Origin of the sequence: Methylophilus sp. 13, from assembly GCF_015354335.1 — a bacterium.
GTDB lineage: Bacteria > Pseudomonadota > Gammaproteobacteria > Burkholderiales > Methylophilaceae > Methylophilus > Methylophilus glucosoxydans.
Map to the genome: position 1 here is coordinate 21,322 of NZ_JADKYR010000003.1, position 17,064 is coordinate 38,385.

At 51.0% G+C, this 17,064-nt stretch carries 16 protein-coding genes; 4 read left to right on the forward strand and 12 right to left on the reverse strand.

The window, feature by feature from the left end; translation table 11 throughout:
- Positions 1-123 precede the first annotated feature (123 nt).
- Genes nhaA through INP77_RS07860 form a run of 4 tightly spaced genes read right to left on the reverse strand, consistent with a single transcriptional unit; the run spans position 124 to position 4,082 of the window.
- A complete protein-coding gene (gene nhaA / locus INP77_RS07845; protein WP_194748507.1) occupies positions 124-1,281 on the reverse strand; it encodes a Na+/H+ antiporter NhaA in 1,158 nt (385 codons plus the stop codon).
- Positions 1,282-1,324: 43 nt separating this feature from the next.
- Positions 1,325-2,440 carry a phospholipase A gene (locus INP77_RS07850; RefSeq protein ID WP_194748508.1) on the reverse strand — a complete coding sequence of 372 codons (1,116 nt, stop codon included), beginning with the start codon at positions 2,438-2,440 and terminating at the stop codon, positions 1,325-1,327.
- Positions 2,441-2,466: 26 nt separating this feature from the next.
- Positions 2,467-3,525 carry an aldo/keto reductase gene (locus INP77_RS07855; protein ID WP_194748509.1) on the reverse strand — a complete coding sequence of 353 codons (1,059 nt, stop codon included), beginning with the start codon at positions 3,523-3,525 and terminating at the stop codon, positions 2,467-2,469.
- Positions 3,525-4,082: a hypothetical protein gene (locus tag INP77_RS07860; RefSeq protein ID WP_194748510.1), complete on the reverse strand. Its 558-nt coding sequence runs from the start codon at positions 4,080-4,082 to the stop codon at positions 3,525-3,527. The genes INP77_RS07855 and INP77_RS07860 overlap by 1 nt, the downstream gene beginning before the upstream one ends.
- Before the next feature lie 297 nt (positions 4,083-4,379).
- On the opposite strand from INP77_RS07860, the gene INP77_RS07865 reads away from it, so the two are divergent.
- The 4 genes from INP77_RS07865 to INP77_RS07880 all read left to right on the forward strand — a co-directional run bounded on the left by INP77_RS07865 (position 4,380) and on the right by INP77_RS07880 (position 7,928).
- Positions 4,380-5,816, forward strand: a complete 1,437-nt coding sequence (locus INP77_RS07865) for a diguanylate cyclase (RefSeq protein ID WP_194748511.1) — start codon at positions 4,380-4,382, stop codon at positions 5,814-5,816.
- Between the two features lie 116 nt (positions 5,817-5,932).
- Positions 5,933-6,370 carry a hypothetical protein gene (locus INP77_RS07870; RefSeq protein WP_194748512.1) on the forward strand — a complete coding sequence of 146 codons (438 nt, stop codon included), beginning with the start codon at positions 5,933-5,935 and terminating at the stop codon, positions 6,368-6,370.
- Between the two features lie 9 nt (positions 6,371-6,379).
- Positions 6,380-6,907 carry a YMGG-like glycine zipper-containing protein gene (locus INP77_RS07875; RefSeq protein WP_194748513.1) on the forward strand — a complete coding sequence of 176 codons (528 nt, stop codon included), beginning with the start codon at positions 6,380-6,382 and terminating at the stop codon, positions 6,905-6,907.
- Between the two features lie 163 nt (positions 6,908-7,070).
- A complete protein-coding gene (locus tag INP77_RS07880) occupies positions 7,071-7,928 on the forward strand; it encodes a DUF6279 family lipoprotein (protein WP_194748514.1) in 858 nt (285 codons plus the stop codon).
- A 199-nt stretch (positions 7,929-8,127) separates the two neighbouring features.
- On the opposite strand, the gene INP77_RS07885 is transcribed toward INP77_RS07880, so the two are convergent.
- The 8 genes from INP77_RS07885 to INP77_RS07920 form a co-directional block, all read right to left on the reverse strand.
- Positions 8,128-11,892: a TonB-dependent receptor gene (locus tag INP77_RS07885; protein WP_194748515.1), complete on the reverse strand. Its 3,765-nt coding sequence runs from the start codon at positions 11,890-11,892 to the stop codon at positions 8,128-8,130.
- 90 nt (positions 11,893-11,982) lie between these two features.
- On the reverse strand, positions 11,983-12,963 hold the full coding sequence (locus INP77_RS07890) for a FecR domain-containing protein (protein WP_194748516.1): 981 nt from the start codon (positions 12,961-12,963) through the stop codon (positions 11,983-11,985).
- Entirely contained in the window at positions 12,963-13,472 is a 510-nt protein-coding gene (locus tag INP77_RS07895) for an RNA polymerase sigma factor (RefSeq protein ID WP_228518808.1), read from the reverse strand. Before INP77_RS07895 ends, INP77_RS07890 begins: the two co-directional genes overlap by 1 nt.
- A 134-nt stretch (positions 13,473-13,606) precedes the next feature.
- Positions 13,607-14,203, reverse strand: coding sequence for a hypothetical protein (locus INP77_RS07900; protein WP_194748518.1), 597 nt, complete (start codon positions 14,201-14,203; stop codon positions 13,607-13,609).
- A 9-nt stretch (positions 14,204-14,212) separates the two neighbouring features.
- Complete coding sequence (locus INP77_RS07905) at positions 14,213-14,809, reverse strand: hypothetical protein (protein ID WP_194748519.1); 597 nt, start codon at positions 14,807-14,809, stop codon at positions 14,213-14,215.
- Positions 14,810-15,021: 212 nt separating this feature from the next.
- A complete protein-coding gene (locus tag INP77_RS07910; RefSeq protein WP_194748520.1) occupies positions 15,022-15,840 on the reverse strand; it encodes an energy transducer TonB in 819 nt (272 codons plus the stop codon).
- A 6-nt stretch (positions 15,841-15,846) separates the two neighbouring features.
- A complete protein-coding gene (locus INP77_RS07915) occupies positions 15,847-16,260 on the reverse strand; it encodes a biopolymer transporter ExbD (protein WP_194748521.1) in 414 nt (137 codons plus the stop codon).
- Positions 16,261-16,264: 4 nt separating this feature from the next.
- Positions 16,265-16,903 carry a MotA/TolQ/ExbB proton channel family protein gene (locus INP77_RS07920; protein WP_368667930.1) on the reverse strand — a complete coding sequence of 213 codons (639 nt, stop codon included), beginning with the start codon at positions 16,901-16,903 and terminating at the stop codon, positions 16,265-16,267.
- Positions 16,904-17,064 lie beyond the last annotated feature (161 nt).

Consider the following 17,064-nt stretch of genomic DNA (forward strand, 5'->3'; position numbering starts at 1 on the left):
GTGATTAAGAGAGGCAACAGGCATCTCGTTAACAATCACTATACGCCGCAGTGCAAGAAAGCACTTGCGTACCTAGCTTAAAAACCACTCATGATTTTACTGAGAACCGCCTGCTGCCAAAAATCAGCGCGGGCTGCGACCCAGCGTCCACTTCAGCCATCCCCAGCCAAGGAGTCCAGACAGCAGCGAACCGGTCAAAATCGCCATTTTGGACAGATTAATCGCCTCGTCCATGCCGTCAAAAGCCAGATTGGTAATAAAAATGGACATGGTAAAACCGATACCACCCAACATGCCAGCGCCCAGAATGTGTGCCCAGCGCAAAGGCGGATGTAACTTGCACAGCCCGAAAACCACGGAGAGCCACACTGCCAGCATAATGCCCACCGGCTTGCCCACAATCAACCCAGCCATAATGCCCAGGCTGTTGCTGTGTGTAAACACCGATTGCACACTGTCCGCTGCCAAATGAACACCGGTATTGGCAAAGGCAAAAACCGGCAGAATGAAGAACGCAACGGGCAAGTGCAAGGCATGTTCCAGCCGTTGCGAAAGCGAATCCTCGTCTTCGGCCAGCTGCTGAAAAGGAATGGCAAACGCCAGCGCAATCCCCGCCAGCGTCGCATGCACGCCTGATTTCAGGGTCAGCCACCACATGAAGGCCCCGCCGAGCAGGTATGGCAGCATAGACAGCACGCGCAAGCGATTCAGCGCAAACAGCAAGGCAAGCACAGTGAGCGCGGCCAGCAAGTGCGGCAGCGAGATTGAGGCGGTGTAAAACACGGCGATCATGATGGCTGCGCCAAGATCGTCAATGACGGCAAAAGCGACTAAAAACACTTTTAACGGCGCCGGCACACGGTTGCCTAAAATGGAGAGCACGCCCAGGGCAAACGCAATATCGGTGGCCATCGGGATACCCACGCCGGACTGGTAAGCCGTACCATGATTCAACTGCCAAAAGATCAAGGCAGGGGCAATCATACCGCCCATGGCGGCAATCGTCGGTAACAGCGCGTTGTTGACGCTGGAAAGCTCGCCTACATATAACTCGCGCTTGAGCTCCAAGCCAATTAGCAGGAAGAACACGGCCATCAAACCATCATTCACCCACTCTTCCAGGCTGAGCCCCAAGCCGTGCAGATGCCAGAACGCATGATAGTGGCTGGCAAACACACTATTGGCGATCAGCAGTGCCAGCACGGTAGCCAGCATTAGCAAGACACTGCTGGCCTGCTCCGAGTCTAAAAAGCGTTGAAAGGTTTTGGTGATCAGTAACATAATTCAATAACCCTAATTGGACTTGGCCGTCAGCTGCGGCGAGCTATTCGCCAATGGCAAAGCCGATGCCAAACATGTTTTGTGCCTGGTTGTAGTCCAGGAGCGAGACGCCATAGCCACTGGCCAGCATGGCATAAAACTTCACGCTCTCGTTTTTAAACGGCTTGTATTGCACATCGGTGCGGATATAGCCCTTGTTGTCACTGCGCATGTTGTTACGCAAGGTCACGCTGGCGGCCAGGGTGTGGGGTTCATTGTCCCAGTGCAAGGTCACATCGCCATAGCCCATATACTTGCTGATATCCGGGTTGTCATCGTCTGACTTGTTCTCGGGGATGCGCCACCATGGCCTGACCAGCAGGCTATATTGTTCATTCAATTGCCAGCCCCCTTGCAGGTAGAAGCGGTTCCAGCTGCGCGACAACGGTTGTGAGCGGCCATTCGACTCATGCACCAGGCCCAGATTGAGCATATTAGGCATGGCGGTCCACAGCCCTCCCTCTGCTGGCTTGTTGAGCCCCAGCGACAAAATCAGCTCGGGCGAATAGTTATGATCGCGCATGGGCCGAGATTGTGCCTCGTTGTAAACCTGCCAGAACGATTGCTGGGTATAAGCGCCCCATAAGCGCGCGCTCTGCACCCACTGATTTTTGGGCAGCCAGTCTGACATATTCATCAGCTGGGTTTTCAGGCTGATCTGAAAATGCAGGTCGTTGTGTCCGAGGTCACGGTTTTGCGTGTTGGGGCGTGACGGCGAAACCGGGACCTCGTTAGGGTTGCTCGAATAGCTGGTGACAATGTAATTGAGCTGGTGCGTTTCAAGGTCGGTAAAATGCAACTCATCCTGGCTATTCAAATGCCATTTGCGTGACAGGTAGCCGGTGTCAGCACTCACGCTTTTGACCAGTGCTTCCTGGCTGGGCGCCAAGATAGGCGCCACCACATGGCTGGGCGCGAATTGCTCGGCCACTTTATCAAAGCACACCAGTCGCCGGCCAGCATCGTCTGCAAACTCGGTTTGGCAAGTACGCAAAGCGGATTGCATGTCGTTCACCAGGGCTGCCTGTGCTTGACCTGCCAGCAGCAGGCCACTCACCAGTAGCGCATTCAACAGCCGCTCATGTCGCCACTGGCTGCGCAGTCTGCGAAAAAATAGCATATGGATTCCCTTCTATTGCGCCCAACTTAAGGGGCTGGATTCATCATAACGAGATGTTGTTGCTCGATGGCCGCCAGCACCTCTGCGCTCAGGTGGACCTGATAAGCCGCCACATTTTCTTGTAACTGTGCCAGGCTGGTCGCGCCGATAATGGTGGTGCCAACAAACCAGCGGTGATAGACAAAACTCAAGGCCAGCTGTACCGGCGTCAGGCCATGGCTACGGGCCAACTCGGCATAGGCTTTGGCCGCCGCCGGCACCGCGGGCTTTTTATAGCGCTTGGCATAGCCCTCAAACAAAGTCACGCGGCCGGGCGTGGCCGGATCATCGACATACTTGGCCGTGAGGTGCCCAAAGGCCAAGGGCGAGTAGGCCGCCAGCGTGACCCCTTCCCGGTAAAGCACTTCGGTCATGCCAAACTCCATACCGCGGTTCATGAGGTTATAGCAATTTTGCAGCACGGCAATGCGCGGCAAGCCCTGCTCGCGCGCAATACGCAAAAACTCCATCACCCCCCAGGGTTGCTCGTTACTGAGGCCGATTGCACGGATTTTGCCTTCCTTCACCAACTCATCCAGCACTTCAAGCTGGGTCTGGATAGGTACCCAGTTGATCGCCTGACCTTCTGCATCCAGTTCCGCATGCGGGTCAAATTGATATTGGCCAAACATGGGCACATTGCGCTCGGGCCAGTGCAAATAGAGGACATCCAGGTAATCGGTTTGCAATCGCTGCAAACTGTCATGCACCGCCTGGCGGATATTGGCACGGTCCATGCCACTCGGGCCACCGCGGATCCAGTGCATGCCGCGGCGGGGTCCGGCCACCTTGCTGGCCAGCACAAACCGGTCGCGAGACTGCTTCTTGATCCAGTGCCCCAGCATGGTTTCGGTACGCGTCACCGTTTCTGCACGCGGCGGCACCGGGTACATTTCTGCCGTATCAATAAAATTAATGCCTTGTGCCAGCGCATAATCCAGCTGGTGTTCTGCATCCTGTTGGGTGTTCTGGTCACCATAAGTCATGGTGCCCAAGGTGATTCTGGAGACGCGAATACCGCTGTCTCCCAGCGTGATTTGATCCATCAATGTAATACCTGTTTTTCTACGGGGATGTCCATTACGATACTCGAAACGGACTGAGGTTCCTTGGCTGGCGCGGATGGCAGTGTCCAGCCTGCTTCTTTGCTGGCCAACAGCAACATGCGGCTGATCGCCAGCACCAGCTCATGGTTCACATTGATATTCACGTTAATGCCATTGGCGCACACCAGTTGCACATGATTAAGTTGGTCGTTGACCGAGACAAAACGCGTTTCCACCGCCAGCAGGGTTTGCTCGGTGACCACACTTTTGGGCGCCTGATAGGCCGTCTCAAAGTCCAGATCATCCAGCGCCTCTACTGCTTCCGCCTCTTGTACAAACTGCTGGGTGGCTTCCGGCAGGCTTTGCTCAGACAAGGGCAACGGACCAGACACCGGCAAATGCGCCTCCTGATTAAATACCTTGAAAATCTGCCTTGCCACGCGGTAGGTAATCCAGACCTGGATTTCCTGTTCGTCACTCACCGCCGCACGCATGAGCAGGCGGTCTTGATGCTGGTCATAAGAAAGATTGATTTGCTGTATGGATTGCGGTTGCATGCGGATTTAACCTATCACGGGACAGGTATTAGCATACCGTGTTGACCCGCAACTGCCTACCTCTAAGCATGCAGAGTTTACCCTAGCGGCATTTAATGACATGAATCTGACAGCTTGTCATCACAAACAAGCCTCTACAACAACGATAAATTATCGAGATAACATTTACCAAACAAAATAAAAAAGGTTAAGCTTATCAGCAAATCTATTAAGATTAATTAGCGTATGATTGCTTTAAGAACCAACTTACCAAGTGTGTGACCAACTTAATGTCTGCTTTGATGGAGTACCGTTCACTTGTTAAACCATAATAAAGAGCTAGAACGTCTGGCGGCGGTTGAAAGCTATCATATTCTTGACACTGCGCCCGAAGCTGACTTTGATCAGTTAGTCGCCCTGGCCTCGACCTTCTTCTCAACACCAATTGCAAGCGTGACAGTGATGGCAGAGGACCGCTTATGGTTTAAATCTGCCAAAGGACTAGATCTCTGCGAAGCCCCGCGTGAGGATGTCTTTTGCCAACTGACGGTGGAACAAAAAACACGGCTGGTGATTGAAGACACACTGCAGGATGCATTGTTCAAGAATAATCCGCTTGTCATTCAGGCGCCGTATATTCGTGCCTATGCCGGAATACCGCTGATTAATGATCAAGGCTATGCCATCGGCACTTTTTGCGTGATGGACCATGTACCTCGCCACTTTAGCGAGGCCGAACTTACTTTGTTGACCATCCTGGCGAACCAGGCCATGAAGCTGATGGAGTTGCGCAGAGAGATCGTTCAGCGTACGGAACTGAGCAAGCAGTTACAAGTATTTTATGAACAGCAAGCCAAAAGTCAGGAGCTGTGGAAACAAGCCATGGATGCCGTCGGCGATGGGGTTTGGGATTATGACCTCATCACTGGGCATTACTTTTTTGGCCCCAACTGGCGCAAAATGCTGGGCTACCAAAGTGAGCCGCTGCTCCCGCAACTAGAGACACTACGTGCGTTGATTCACGAAGAAGATCAGGAACGCTTCACAAACTCTCTCAATGCCTACCTCTATGGCCAACAGCCTGAGTACAAAATCGAATATCGGATTCGCTGCAAAAATGGCGATTACAAATGGGTACTCTCTCGCGGCATGGTGGTGGAACGCACCGCCGAAGACACCCCCAAGCGCATGATAGGCACGCATACCGATATCTCGCAATCGAAACTGCTTGAACAATCGATCTGGCAGCAGGCACACACTGATAACCTGACCGGCCTGCCCAACCGTCGACTGTTTCTGGATCGCTTACAGCAGGCCATTTACAGCAGTCAGCGTGAACAGAAAAAATTTGCGCTGTTTTTTATGGATCTGGATGGCTTCAAGGCAGTAAATGACCTCCATGGCCACCTGGCAGGCGACCAGCTACTGATTGAGATTGCCAGTCGCATCCAGAAAATGTCGCGACAAGCGGACACCTTCGCCCGTTTCGCCGGGGATGAGTTCGCCATTCTAGCGATCAATATCAGCAATAGCGAAGACATGCTGTTGCACGCCCACAAAATCCTGCAAGTGGTGAAAGAACCCATCCCGCTCAATGGCTATGCTGCGTCTGTCTCCATCAGTATCGGTATCGCCATCTTCCCCGACCATGGTTGCACAGTCGATACGTTGATTCGTCACGCAGATCAGGCCATGTACGAAGCCAAGGAGTCCGGCAAAAACACCTGCGTTGTGTACCATCCGCACCGTCAATAGCCCCGCTCAGCTGTTTTAAAGATACACTCCGTTACAAAACCAAGCCCGCTCATCGGGAGGGTTTTGCAAGTCCTTCTGTCAGAATTGTTATGTACATAACGTTTTCTGGAGGGCTTATGCTACCGCTCACATCCACACTCAAAAAGATGATTTACCTTAGCCTGGGCGTCTGCTGCGCCCTCGCTAGCCAACTCGCATACGCACATCCACCTGGCCGCGGCTGGCATGGCGGCGTTGGTCTGTATTTTGGCGCCCCTTACCCGTTTTTTCCTTATGCCTACGCACCCTACGCCTACCCTTACCCGTATGTGTACAGTCCACCGCCCGTGGTGATTACCCAGCCGCAGTCACAGGTGTATATCGAGCAGGACAGTAACAATGCCACGAATACAGCCCCAGGCAACAGCACAGCGCCAGCCACCAGCGCCAGCAACAATAATGCCTACTGGTATTACTGCGAGGCTGCTAACGGCTATTACCCCTATGTTAAAGAGTGTCCCGCCGGCTGGAAACAAGTCACACCGACGCCGCCAGCAAACACACCAGCCAAATAGGAGACTGTCATGCATCTCAATAGGCACATGACCTTGCTACTTATGCTGAGCCTGACTGCCTGCGCGACTAACCCCACAGGCCCCAGCAGCATGGCCCTGCCAGGCACCGGCAAAGACTTCAACGCCTTCAGGGCAGATGACCTGTCTTGCCGGGATTTCGCGCTGATGCAAATTGGCGGCAAGACCGTTAACCAGCAATATAACGCCAGTCTCGCTACCACGACCGCTGTAGGCACTGCCATAGGGGCAGCCATTGGCGCTGCAACTGGTGGCGGCGAAGGTGCAGCCATTGGTGCCGGCATGGGTGCACTGTCTGGTGGAGCCATCGGCGCCAATACAGCAACAGTCAGTGGCATGAACGCCCAAGACAAATACGATAATGCCTACTATCAATGCATGTATGCAGCTGGACATAAAATCCCGGTGCCTGCCAGCATGGCAAGGACCTATTCACAAGGCAGCCAGCGCGCCTCATCAGCAAGTGTTCCAAGCTATTATCCACCGCCCCCACCTCCTCCTCCGGGTTATCAACGTTAGTCCAGCCATCAGGCAGTGGCGTGCTGCCTGATGCGCCTCATTCCCTTGCCAGACCGAGCCCGAGAGGGGCAGGCCGAAAGCGCCTTTGTATTAGCACTGAAAACAGTGCTAATACAAGTAACCAGTATCGCAAACTTAGTCCGGCAATCCTGGTCGTAGAAACATGCGAATCATCAAAAAAACTTTAATCCTCACCCTCGCTCTTTCACTCATGAGTTGTAGCCTGGTCAAGACCGCTTACAACAACGCACCTGCACTCATCGCATGGCGGCTGGATGATTATTTTGATTTTAGTGCAGCGCAAAAAGCCAAACTCAAACCCGCCCTGCGGGACTTGCATGCCTGGCATCGTAAAAATGAGTTACCGCGGTATGTGTCTTTGCTGGATGAAATACATGATGACCTCAGCCATGATGTGAGCGCACAAACGGCCTGCCAGCGCATTGAATCCATCAAATCAAATGTGCAGATGCTTCAAACAAAAGTCATCCCTATCATCGTCGAAGTCGCCGACACGCTGAGTGAAAAACAACTACAGCATTTCGAGAAAAAACTGGAAAAACGTAACCAGGAATGGAAAGAGGAATGGTGGCAGGAAACGTTAGAAGAACAGCGAGAAGTGAGGTTAGAGAAATCCCAGGATTTTGCTGAAAAAGTGTATGGCGATTTAAACGAAAAACAAATAACCCTTTTAAAACAGGCCATTGCCAAGAGTGACATTGATCCCGCCATCATCTACGCCGAGATTTTGCGGCGCGACGAAGATACGCTCTCTATCCTCAAGGCATTACGCAATCCAGCCTCGTCAAACGAAGAGAAATCGCAACTGGTCCGCGCAGGCTTTGAACGTATGCAAAACAGCCCGAATCCGGCTTACCAGGCTTATATTGATAAAGTCACGCAGCAAACCTGTGAAACCATTGCGAGCCTACATGCCAGTACAACCGCCAAACAACGCCATCATGCGCAGCAATGGGTTGATGATTACAAGACACAATTTACACAGTTGCAAATCCAATGATCTTGAAGCGATTGACCTGACACTTAAAAGTCATGTCGATGGGGTCAGGGTAAAAGTGAGATTTCTTTACTTTTTACTCTGGCCCAAGTATCCCATCCATTTTCCCCACCGTCGCAATCTCTCTAAACGAGTGAGGATTTTTATGGAGTGGTTGACTGATGTCATTCAAAACCAGATGTTAGCCTCTCTCAAGCTAATATTAAAAGTCATAGCGAATATTTAGCCACGCTGCTCTGGGCGCTCCAGGGGCCAAGAATGTAGATGCTAACCAGTCATTACTATTGTAATTGAACCCACCAGGCCCTATTGCACCATTGATTGAGGGAGAAAAAGGATTGATCCCTAATCTACCAGCCGTGTAGTAATCTCTGTCAAAAAGATTATTAATCAATAACGTAGCTGAAAGTTGATCGCTAAACTTATAAGTGGAACTAAAGTTAAACACCGCGTAGCCTGGGATCATGCCAGGATAACGATAATTAGGGCGTACAGCTCTGGGTGTACCACAACTGCTGTTGCCATAAGCGATTCCGTCAATCACCGTAGGAACGCCTCCCTGATTTGCCTGACATCCATACTCCACGCTGGGCGCCCCTGCACGATGTTTGTTGTTTTCGTTGCCTCTGAGGTAACTCTCCGAGTGCATGACAGCAGTAAGCCCAACTGTCCATTTGGGCGTGATGTCGTATGTCACAGTCGCATTCAAGTTATGTAATGGAATGCCTGGAATGCGATTACCAGGTTTAACGGCAATATTCTGATAGCCGTTGCTTACAAATGTACCAGTCGCCCTGAATCCCTGTATCACGTTCCCCGCACTGCTATTGTTTGGGCTGGCCATTTGAAAGTGGTCCTGAAATGTGGCATCGGTCAGTGAGTAATTAAGCTTAAAGCCAGTATTTCCCCATTTGCCTTGCAACCCCATCTCCAGGCCTCGACGGCGCGTGTCTCCAATATTCTGGAAAAAACTACGCTCCGGCCTAAAAGCGACAAAATAAATATCGTCGGTCAATTCGGTCTGGTAAATGCTGGCATTCCATTGAATATCTGGCGTCAGATATCCGCGCGCACCAACCTCAAATGTTTCAGACCGTACCTGTTTTAAATAAGGGTCGCCAGACAATGTAGTAGGCAAACTACAGAAACGGTTTTCTATCAGTGATCGCGGCCCGTAGGTTGGATTGCCTTGCAAATCTACGCCAACACGTACGGGTGTATCGTCGTAAGCGCAGCCCAACTCAATCACAGTAGGCGTTCTGGCGCCCTTGCTCCAGTTTGCATATAGATTTAAATTTTCATTCGCTTGCCAGGTTGCCCCTAAAGAAGGATTGAATGAGTAATAGCTGAATTTTTCAGTTTCCCCCGGGCCAATCGCGCCAGCATTCTGCGCCAGCTCAAATGAAAAAGGGCGGTATCCAGTTGCACACTCGTCCGTTTCATACTCAATTGTCCCATTGCCATTGAGATCATGACAAACCACCAGGGGATCATAAAAGTTCTTGAATTGAGTTGCACCAGCCAATCCCAAAATATTGCTGATGGCCAATTCGTTTTTTACTTTCGTCTGGTTATAACGTCCCGAAGCACTAAATGCCCATTCTTTCGTCGGCGTCCAGGTCTCACTGAAGTAAATACTTTTGGTGATGCTGGTACCCCCGAAGTCATTTAAACCTAACTTTTGTGTGGAGGCTGCAAATTCATAACCCACTTTATTGGGGTCAAGAATGACTTTTCTGTTGTTATCAAAAACGCCTAACAACTGACCACTGTTGTAATCGGCACTGGCTGAATCCATAGACATGCCTATCATGAATTTATGCTTATCCGTGTTCCAGTTAAACTGAAGCGAGCCACCATCGGTAAGCTGGTTAATTTCAGTTTCTGTCACCAAAGCCACGGGAGTCCCCTCCACGTAACCTTTGTTGCAATCAGGGAACCATTGTAGGACGACTGCTTCGCAGTCGGCTCCGTTTCGCATGTATGGAATGCCTGAGACTGGGTCTCTCACTAACAACCCTAATGGAGAGCCTAAACCTTTGCTGACCCCTGAGAAACTTGTCAGGATAAAGTTACCATTGGCGTCCAAATTCTTATCTAGTACCAAAAATGAGCCACTGCCGGTAAAGCCACCTGCATCTACAAAAATGGCCCCTTGGTCAGAAAAGCTAAAACTCAGCCCTCTCTCACTCAGTTTGGCTTCCAACTCTTGTTGGTTCAATGATCCTGGTACAGCTTTAGCGATCTCAAGAGCTGCCTCGTAGAACTCTTGACTGTAGATAGGCTGTGCTGACAGCTGCTCATTAAAAGTCCAATTAGGCACTGTACTAGTTGATCCATCAGGATTGGTTACCGTGACGGTAGACTGTGTGATATTCGGATTGGTAAATACATAAGCGGTATTGGCTTGAGTACCAATCGCTGGACGGCTGGCATCATAAGCTGGATTGATGCTGACAGGGCTGTCAAAAATTGGATTACCATCCTGATCTGTGCCAGTTTGCGTGATAGGCCCATAAATATATTGTGCATCCCCATCTGCATCTGCTGCCATCTGTACCGTATTACCAAATGGGTCCACCACATCAACGGTTGCAATATTGTTAATGCTTGTCCTGGAAAGGTCCAAATCTGGCAGGCCATCATTATTCAAATCTTGTGCAAAATAACCCGGCTTTTCACCTGGGTTGGGTCTGCGCGTCGCACTACCGCCAAAGTCTTGGTTAACATCACCGGTACTCGAAAAACGCCGACTTTTGCGGTGATAAACTTGGGCTGTGATGTTAAACGTATCTGAAACATCCCAAAGCGCATTAAGCTGAAATTGCTGCAAGCGATTACTGGTTTGGTCAGGACTGGTGAAAATACTAGACCTATCCTTCTCAACCATTTCCGTAGGTAGTAACCCATTCCCAGTCAGCTTATTACTCGCCAGCAACATATTCAAGCCCAGTTGCAACGACTCGCCACGCCACTCCAGTTTACTGAATACCTGATTCACTTTACTTGGTGAATTATCGCGCCAGCCATCCTCTTTGAACAAATTAGCGGCAACAAACCCAGCGACCACGCCATTATTGCCACCCACCGAACCTTGAAATTGGTTGCGTTTAAAAGAACCGCCTAGATATTCAATCGATCCCTCTTTTGAGTCAAACCCACTTTTGGTCTTCATGCTCAATGCTCCGCCTAAAGTCCCTAAGCCAAATAAAGGATTTGAACCTGGAAAGATATCCAAACTACCCAGCGCATTCAGAGGAATCATGTCCCAGTTGACCACATCACCAAAAGGTTCATTAACCCGAATACCATCCAGAAAAACTGATAGTCCTTGAGCGGTACCTAGTTGCGGTGAAGCAGTAAAGCCACGATAGGTCACATCCATCTGAAACGGATTGCCCTGATAATCATTGACATTGACTGATTGCAGTTTGGTGTTCAACAAATCAGCAATACTTACCGCATGAGCCTCTTTAATTTCTTTAGCTGTCAGTGACTGGATATTCCCCGGCATTTCTTCTTTAGTGAGTGCCAGCCCTTTCATTGGGCCTACCTCATACATGCGTTGCGCTCTGACGGGAATCGCATCTAGCTTTAGAGTGTCTGCACTAGTGGTTATTGCTTTCTTTTCAATCAATAAATGCTCATCCATTACTCGCCCTTGCAAACCGCTACCATCCAGTAACCTTTTGATGGCTTCTTTACGAGTCATGCGGCCTTTGATTGCAGGGGCTTTTTTATCGACGATGAGCGCGCTGTCTACCGTGAGCGAGAGGTTGGACTGTATGGCGAACTGTCGTAGCGAGGCCGCGAGCGGTTGTGCGGGCAAGTCGAGGTTGAGCGGCAAGGCAAAACTGTCATCTTGCTCGGCGGGCAGTTGGGTGTTAAGTTCTGCGCGGCTGGCAAAGGGTAACGCGGCCGCGATGAGCGCGGCGATAATGGCGGCTGTGATTTTATGATTTTGCATAGTGCATCCGTCAGTTACAGGGGTTGATAGAGGGGTAACTGACGAGCAGGCAAAATGCCTGATATGCGGGATTAAAAATACTTGTAAAGATTATTTAGGGGTGATGACCAGGGCATCCTCTTTGGGTTTGACGGTGACGGGCACCGATTGCGGCAAGGTGCTGATAAAACGCTCCAGCTCACTGATTTTGAGGACGGCATTCACTTTGGGCGTCTCTGCTGCAAAGGCCGCATGCACGGGCGGGTTGCGGTAGCGTGATAGCGTATCGGCCACTTCAAACATATCGGCACGGTCAAACACGATGCGACCACTGATAAAGCTGAAGCTGTCTGCCGCCTGGCGATTGACTTTGTGCGGCGTGCTGTTTGGCTCGATCTCGGCCACTTCACCGTTATGCAGAATCAAAGTGGGGGTGCTGCCATCACTACGCCCGACTTGCACGCGGCCATGATCCACACTGATGCGCACTTTTTTGCTGAGCTGGTTGACGGCAAAGCGTGTGCCTAATACGGTGACTTTAGCTTGCGGGGTTTCGACCACGAATGGACGTTGAGCGTCTTTGGTCACCTCGAAGATGGCTTCACCACGGCTGAGTTTGATCAGGCGCTGATGGCGATAGTAGACAATTTCCATGGTCGTGTTGGCATTCGCGGTGATCACCGAGCCGTCCGCCAGGGTTTGTTTGGAGAGCTGCGCCACACTGGTGATGTGCACTTGCGTCGACAAAGGCAGTGCTTGCCACTGCACATATTGGCTGCGACCGAAAAAGCCCAAGCCTACGCATAGCAGCATGACTGCCAGGCCTGAGCCCAGCTTGCTGAGTTTTTTGCGGCGCGCGCTTTGTTCAAAGTATTGCTTTTGCGACATGGCACTAGACAGCGCCTTGAGCCGCTCGGTCGAACTGAAGTCTTCCATGGTGGATTCCACCATCTGGTAAGCGGCCTGATGCCTGCGGTCCGTCATCAACCACACTTCAAATGTCGTGCGCTCAGGCGCATCTGGGGCGGCCTCTCGCATGCGCATATACCAGCGCACGGCAGCCTGCCTGATCGCCTCGTCGTGCTTGTGCATCACATTTCAACCAACATGAGCTCACGCGCACTGGTGAGGTCCAGAATCGCACGCATCACATGGCGCTCGACCATGTTTTTGCTGATGCCAAGACTGGCAGCAATTTCAGGTTGGGTATACCCTTCAACGCGATACATCCAAAACACCTGGCGGCAGCGCGGTGGCAACTGCTCAAGAATCTGCTGAATCATCTCCAGCCGCTGTTTGATGTCGTTGAGATGTTCCACCGACAAGGCTGGCGCATCCAGCCACTCGCGATTGAGCCCAATTTCGGCTTCAAGCGAAATAAAGCGCTGCTGGTGGTGATAGCTATCCACGATGAGGTTTTTGGCGATACTACGCATGTAAGCATGCGGCTCTTGGCCTTTGTTGAGGCTGGTGGAGACGGTATAGCGGATAAATGCATCGTGCAGAATATCTTTTGCCACATGCGGGCAAGCCACCTTAAAGCGGATATAACCGAGCAAGTCGGTATACGCCCACTGCAGATTAATGCCGCACCAATGCATTGTTTTTTCCATGCAAGGATTTCGCAAAATTTGTGCCATGCTATTTGAGCGTTAAAAATGGCCGATTTGGGCCTAATCTCACAAAATAGAGTGATTTCAGCCACCACTTTGGCTATAAACAACCAAACACTGGCTTATGCGCTACGTTTGTTTAACCGCATACCACCGATCAATAACAAGCCACAAGCAAACAGCCATGAGGCAGGTGGGGCGGGCACTGCAGCCACACTATCAGGCGTATAAATAACCCAATCGATGGTGAATGAAACATAGTCATCTTTAGAAATATAGCCTTTGAGTGTGCCCGTCTCACCATAAAGCACCTCATATGAGCCATCCGGTAAGTCTTTCAGGTCCTGCAAGTTGAAAGTACCTATGATGGGTAAAGGATCCGCGTACGGGTCAACGGGGACCGTGGGATCATATAAATTCAGACTAAAGTCAAAAGTCCCGGAGACGGTCGGATGCCCGCCACTTCTGGTGTAGCTACCAAACACGAGATACAAAGCGTTTTCGGGATCAGACACCAGCTTTAACGCCTCATAGTTAAGCGAGACTGTGTTTCCTGCATTGCTAAAACTCGTGGCATCGACGTAGTAATCCGCAGCCATCATGTTATTCATAGCCAAATAACCAGCATAACTTTGCTGGTAGGTTTCAACCTTTGCCTGTGCTTGCAGACTCCCAAGCAATGTACACAGTAATAATCCCTGTTTGATGATTTTTATCATATTGAATCCTTATTTGATTATTGTTTGAGACCGCTTAAAACACAGCGTGACTAGGCCGAGAGAAAACAACCAAGCCATCTCTGGTTCTGGTATTGGAGGAAAAGGCTCAGGCGTACGAATCTGCCAGTTAATTTTTAGAGTGATATCTCTTTGACTAGCGATAGTCCCGCCACCGTTGCCATTTATGCCTGCATCTCCAAATGCCCATGCATATTGGTACGCACCCGTATTGGGTAACATTGCGCCACTGTCCTGATGTAAAAAACCTGAGAGTGATACTCCCTGATCATTTGAAGATAAATAATCGTTCAGGGATACATAAAAAAAGAAATTGCCAGAAAACGCACCCAGCGCATCTGTCCTGGTAAACGTCCCACTACCAATAGAACTGAAAGGGTCGTCTGACACCACCTGATAGTACAAGGTCAATGTCGCATCCTTACTCAACAGCGTAGTCACCTCGTCATAAAAACCAAATTCCGAGCTTTTAACCGAAGGCAAAGTCCCCTTAAAAACCTCTTCAAATGTTTGTAGCTTGGCTTGGGCATGCGGGCTGATCAATAGCACCATCACCAGCAACATTGTTTTAATTGTGTTTGATATCACTATGCTTCTCCCAAAGCTTATGTTTATTTCATTAAACGGTCACCAGCTTTACCACGATTGATCACCACTGACGCCGCTCAATGTTCACTTAAAAAAAGACCCTGTACCCACCGGAGGAAAGTGGCAGGTACAGGGGTTGGAGAGCAGACATACCTGTTAGCGAAAGTGAGGGATAAACTTTCTGAGCATGCCTGACTTCATGAAAACGCGCGTTATTCCAGCTTAAACGAGACCGGTATTGTTATTTTGAAGCTCTTCTTTTTCAGGCTGTCTTTGACACCGAGTTGCGCAATGGCCTTTTTCACCATGCGCATGGCTTCTTCATCGAGGGGGACATGTTTACTGCTATCTGCGACCGTCACATTGACCAACTCACCGCGCACAAACTGCGCGACCACAGTGGCCTCGCCTTCGAGGTGACGGCGGATGGCAATGGCCGGATATTGTTTGCTTTTATTTACCAGTGAGCGCAGTTGTTCGCCGTAATCCCCCCAGGCATCGCTATCACTCGCACTGAGCTCATCAGACTCGGTTGATGCAGCAGCGGTGGTGACAGCGGCAGCGCTGGGCTTGGCATCTTTGGCGGTGTTTTCAGCGCTTGAGCTTGTCGCATGCGGCGCACTCTCGGCCGTATTGCTGGGCGCAGGCGGCGCCGGGCTTGGCTCAACCTTGGCGGGCGGCTGTACAGGCTGCTCCTGCACGCGGTAATCTGCGTCATGGCTATTAGGCGCTGCCAATACCGGCTTGGGTGTCTCTACAGGCGTCACAGGCTTTACCATCGGCTTAGGTTCAGCCTTGGGTGGCTCAGCAGGCTTGGGCGTCTCCACGGGTGGTGACACCTGTTGCACGGCTGGGGCTGGCGCTTTGGTCGAAAAAAACTCAATTTCCATGCGCTCGGGGATGGCAGGCAACTGAATCTTGCTTAATGTTGGATACAGCAACACCACGACCAGATGCAACCCCAGCGACAGCACAACGGCCCGCCAAAGCAGTGAGTCATGCTGAGCTTGAGGATAAATCAGGGTGGTCATGGCGCGTTACTTTCGTGACTCAGGCGACATCACAAAACTGAACTTGCTGATACCCGCGCGCTGAATCGCGGCCAGCACTTTGGCCACCACGCCATACTGTGCATGCTCATCGGCATAAATCTCCACCGCCGGGTCATGCTTCTGCTTGAGCACGCCCAGCTCTTTGGTCAAGGTGTCTAGCGGCATGTTTTGCTGGTCCAAAAACACCTCCCCGGCATCGGTCACGCTAATGTGTGCGGTTTTAGGCACAGTCACCGCCACCTCTGCACTGGCCTGCGGCAATTTGACCTTCACCGCGTTCATCAGCAATGGCGCCGTCACAATAAACACCGTCAGCAACACCAGCATCACATCGACCAGCGGCGTCACATTGATTTCGCTGACCAAATCTTCGCTCTCACCATCACTAAACATCGCCATGGCATCACCCCTCTACGCCAGATTGTGTCAGCAAGGACTGAAAACGGCTCGCCACTTGCTCCATATCGGCCCTGTGCACTTTTTGCTTGCGCATAAAATAGTTGTAGGCCAACACCGCAGGCACCGCCGTAGCAATGCCAATCGCCGTCGCAATCAACGCCTCACCAATCGGCCCGGCCACCACATCCAACCCGGCAGAGCCCGTCGCTGTGATCGTCTTGAGCGCATTCATAATGCCCCACACCGTGCCAAACAAACCGATAAACGGGGCGGTAGAACCAATGCTCGCCAACACCGCCACGCCGCCATCCATGCGCTTTTGCTCCAGATAAGCCTGTTGCTTGAGCGAGAGCAAAATCACCTCCTGGCGCTCGTTGCGGCGCAACACCGAATTCGCCATTACCTCATTCATCGCCCGCATCCCCGCATCACACAACCGCGCAAAGCTGCTGTTACTGTGCGAAATAATGCGCGGCAACTCATAAATGGTTTTCACCTGCTGCCACTCAGACAAAAAACTGTTGGACTCTCTGCGCAACTTGAACCACACCCAGCTTTTGACGATGATGATGGACCACACCAGCACTGAGAGCGCACCCAGCAAATACAACACGAGATCAACAATATCAGGCACCAAATCCACAGCTCGCTCCAAAAATAGACTTATCAATAAAAACTGCTCAAATGCAAATTACCGGATCAAGGCCAAGCGCAACCCAAAATTACTACCGCAAAAACCAATCGGGAAAATTCCATACACACAACGGGAATTTTTCACATTTACACCCTCTTACTTGTTTAATC